The 3,156-nt window shown below is 42.7% G+C and carries 6 protein-coding genes; 2 read left to right on the top strand and 4 right to left on the bottom strand.

The window, feature by feature from the left end; translation table 11 throughout:
- Window positions 1-228: 228 nt before the first annotated feature.
- The gene (locus tag DWZ03_RS19775; protein WP_007560600.1) at window positions 229-414 is read left to right on the top strand and encodes a hypothetical protein; all 186 of its coding nucleotides are present in this window, start codon (window positions 229-231) and stop codon (window positions 412-414) included.
- Window positions 365-1,369 carry a replication initiation protein gene (locus DWZ03_RS19770; protein ID WP_007755890.1) on the top strand — a complete coding sequence of 335 codons (1,005 nt, stop codon included), beginning with the start codon at window positions 365-367 and terminating at the stop codon, window positions 1,367-1,369. The genes DWZ03_RS19775 and DWZ03_RS19770 overlap by 50 nt, the downstream gene beginning before the upstream one ends.
- 38 nt (window positions 1,370-1,407) lie before the next feature.
- On the opposite strand, the gene DWZ03_RS19765 is transcribed toward DWZ03_RS19770, so the two are convergent.
- From DWZ03_RS19765 to mbpA, 4 genes are read right to left on the bottom strand one after another with little or no spacing between them, the layout of a single operon-like run.
- Window positions 1,408-1,638, bottom strand: a complete 231-nt coding sequence (locus DWZ03_RS19765; protein ID WP_007755891.1) for a hypothetical protein — start codon at window positions 1,636-1,638, stop codon at window positions 1,408-1,410.
- An 18-nt stretch (window positions 1,639-1,656) separates the two neighbouring features.
- A complete protein-coding gene (mbpC, locus tag DWZ03_RS19760; RefSeq protein ID WP_007755893.1) occupies window positions 1,657-2,109 on the bottom strand; it encodes a mobilization protein MbpC in 453 nt (150 codons plus the stop codon).
- Window positions 2,066-2,860 carry a mobilization protein MbpB gene (gene mbpB, locus DWZ03_RS19755; protein ID WP_007755894.1) on the bottom strand — a complete coding sequence of 265 codons (795 nt, stop codon included), beginning with the start codon at window positions 2,858-2,860 and terminating at the stop codon, window positions 2,066-2,068. The genes mbpC and mbpB overlap by 44 nt, the downstream gene beginning before the upstream one ends.
- Entirely contained in the window at window positions 2,857-3,156 is a 300-nt protein-coding gene (gene mbpA, locus DWZ03_RS19750; RefSeq protein WP_005683055.1) for a mobilization protein MbpA, read from the bottom strand. The genes mbpB and mbpA overlap by 4 nt, the downstream gene beginning before the upstream one ends.

The following is a 3,156-nucleotide window of genomic DNA, read 5'->3' as shown; positions in this document are numbered from 1 at the left end:
TTTTTTTTTAACTAAAAATCACGCTGAAATCCAACCGCTTACACAATTCATTTAACACATTACTACGACTTTTTGAATGCTATTTAACACATTACTACGACTTTTTGAATGTTATTTTCTCTTCCAAATACGACTTTTTGAATGTTATTTTGCATCATCTACGATTTCCATTTGCACAAGTCGTAATTACTTATTATATTTGCGCAACATACTAATAATCAATAAAGGATGAAGAAAATCATAGTTCATTTTAAGAAAGAAGAATTTGAAAGGGTAAAAAACGCAATTTCTATCCTCGCAAAATTTTCTGAAATATACGCTCCTCACATAGATAAAGCCAACAGTATTTTATCCTTTCGTGTAGATGATGAAAACGAAACAACAGAAGAACAACAGTGTAACAGTCGTCAATAAAGACCAAATACAAAGCTATATTATGACGACAGCCAAGTATGACTTTTCCGTTTATGAGAAGCGCATACTTTATAGAATTGTAGAAATGGCTCAAGGTGAACTCCAAGGAGTTAGGTTTGCAACTGATTGTAAAAAAATAGAACACACACTTTTTGATACCGTTCACATCACAATGCCTATTGCTTCATTGCTAAATGGAGAAAGTGATGAAAACTACACACGTGTAAAACAAGCACTGTTATCTCTACAAAAGAAAATCTTTACCTATGAGGATGAAAAAGAATGGATAAGCATTTCTATTATTGCATTGCCAAAGATAAAGAAGCGTTCATCTGTTGTATCATTCCAAATAGACTCACACATATGGGACTGCTGCTTAGATTTTTCAAAAGGGTTTCGCAAATACGAATTAGCCACTGCGATGAAGTTTAAGAGTGTATATTCTATGCGGTTCTACGAACTTTTAAGCGGTCAGAAAACAAAACTAATCTATCCACTTGAACAGCTCAAAGAAATGTTTAAAGTACAAGATAAATACGCAAAGACAAACGATTTTGTCCGGAAAGTAATTGAACCTGCAAAAAATGAGCTGGACGAACTAAGTCCTTATACATTCGAATGGTCCGCAAACAAGGAGGGGAAAAAAATTGTAAGTTTCAACTTCTATCCAATATTCAAGCCAGAGCATCGTGATGCAGAGCTATACAAAAAAGAGCTACAAAAGCAAACCGGGCTTTCATGGGATTTAGGTAGGCAAGTGATAAGTTACTTAAAAACATCTTTGGAGTTCTCCGATAAAGAAATCAAAAACAACCGGGATTTATTTGTAACAGCACAAATGGAACTTCCAGACATCATGACAGAACTCGCCATACTTAGAGGAAAATCAAGGACAAAAACAAATCCAAAAGGGTGGATTATAAACGCCCTTAAAGGGAAAATCAAGGATAAGTGACAAGATTACCCCGGTATATTTCAGCCGGGGTAATCTTGTCAAATCAGAGGAACGATTTCCATTTCTACACCAAGCTCTTTCATCTGCCGCTGTATTTCCTCGCTGCTTAGTTTCTCTTTCGCCAGTACAAGCCCATGAAAGGCGTCCCAGCCTGCCGGCTTCGAAACGATACTACCGTTTAGGACAGCATGGGTGATTTCGCCGCCGGACTTCGCACCCTTGTTCAGTATGAAGAAGAACCGGGGTTCTTCGTGTTCCGTTGTTCCCATAATTCGTAAAGTTAGAGTTTATTTGTTTCCCTTTTGTTCCCTTGCCTGCTCTTGGAAGTATTCATAATACTGCTTGTAGTTGTCCCGGTCTTTGGCTGCATCCGTCCAAAGATAGCACATGAAACAAGCGAACAATAGGGAGATAACAGCACAAAGGATTGAGTAGAACGAAATCCGTTTGTCCACATAACCGCCGTTTTTCATTCTGTACCCCTGCCGTTCAAAGTCCGACAATACGTTTTTTAGGCGATTTTCGGCACTTTCGAGGCTTTTCCCGTCTATTTGTACCTTTCGGGATGTTGCATCCTCTATGCGCTTTGTATAGGCTTCAATACGTCCCATTTCTTGAAAAAACAGTTCTATCGCAAGCTGCGGGTTAACCTTTGGTGCTGTGTCTTTTCTTTTCCGGGGGCTGTACTGTCCCTGCTTAACGGTGGAAGCTACCGCTTCCGGATGTGAGTTTGTTTCCATGAGATATGTTCATTGAGTTATATTTCAGTTTGCTTTGTGTCCGCTCGATATGGGCGAGAGTGTAGCCTTTCCCTATCTCGCTCGCCTTATACTCCGTACCGCTTCGGGCTGTGACGTAGTAGCCGTTAAGTTTTCCGGTGCTTGCCCTGGCTTCCCGAACTTTAAAACCTCTCCTACCAAGTTCTTCCTTGAATTTAGTCAAGTCAAAGCCCTGCATCTTCTTCAATACGTCGTCCATGGCTTCCTTGATTTCCGCTTTGTTGGCTTTGCCGATGTCCTGCGACTGTACAAAGTTCCGTTCCTTGGCTATGGCGTTGGCGGCTTCCGTTGCCTTTTTCCCTATCCAGTTATCCCGGTACAGTTCCCCGGAAAGGGAAACCCGGTTTGCTAGTATATGCAGGTGGGCTTGTTCTTTTTTGCTCTCCGTACCGCTGTGCCGGATGATGATGTACTGGTGGTTCGCCAGCCCCATGCGCTGCATGAAGTCGTTACCAAGTTCCGCCCAGTCCGCATCCGTAAAGGTGGCGCTTTCCTCTATCGAAGGACTGACCTCGAAACGTAGGCAATTGTTTTTTACGTTCGGAAAATCAGCGTGGTATGGTTTCATTTCCTGTACCATTTCCGCACCCGTACACCCGTAAAGTTCATGCCGGGCTATCTCGATGGCTGCTGTCTGTCCGTCTATCTCTTTGGCAAGGTCATACTCCAGTGCAGCCGTACCATGCGATATGCTCTTTCCTTTCCCTATCATCGTGAAAGTATTTTTTTAAGTTCGGTGATTAGTGCCTGATTCTCTTCAAATACCTCCCGGTACTGGCGACCACCGAAGTAGTTGTTCAGCCGTTGGAGCGTTCCTTTCAACTGGGCTATGTCCCGGAGAAGCTGCCGTTCCTCCTCGGTGTACCTTTCCCTTGGGCGACCTCCAAGGGACAAACTCCGGCAATACTCCGATGTGCTCATGCTACATCGGGCTGCCTGCTCCGCAAGTGCCAGCTTTTCATACCGGGTACAGCGGAATGTAATCTTTTCGTTCCGTCTTACTTCCAT

Source organism: Bacteroides sp. AF29-11, from assembly GCF_003602895.1.
Taxonomy (GTDB): domain Bacteria; phylum Bacteroidota; class Bacteroidia; order Bacteroidales; family Bacteroidaceae; genus Bacteroides; species Bacteroides uniformis.
The sequence above is the reverse complement of the archived record's forward strand: the minus strand, read 5'-3'. Positions and strand labels throughout refer to the sequence as shown.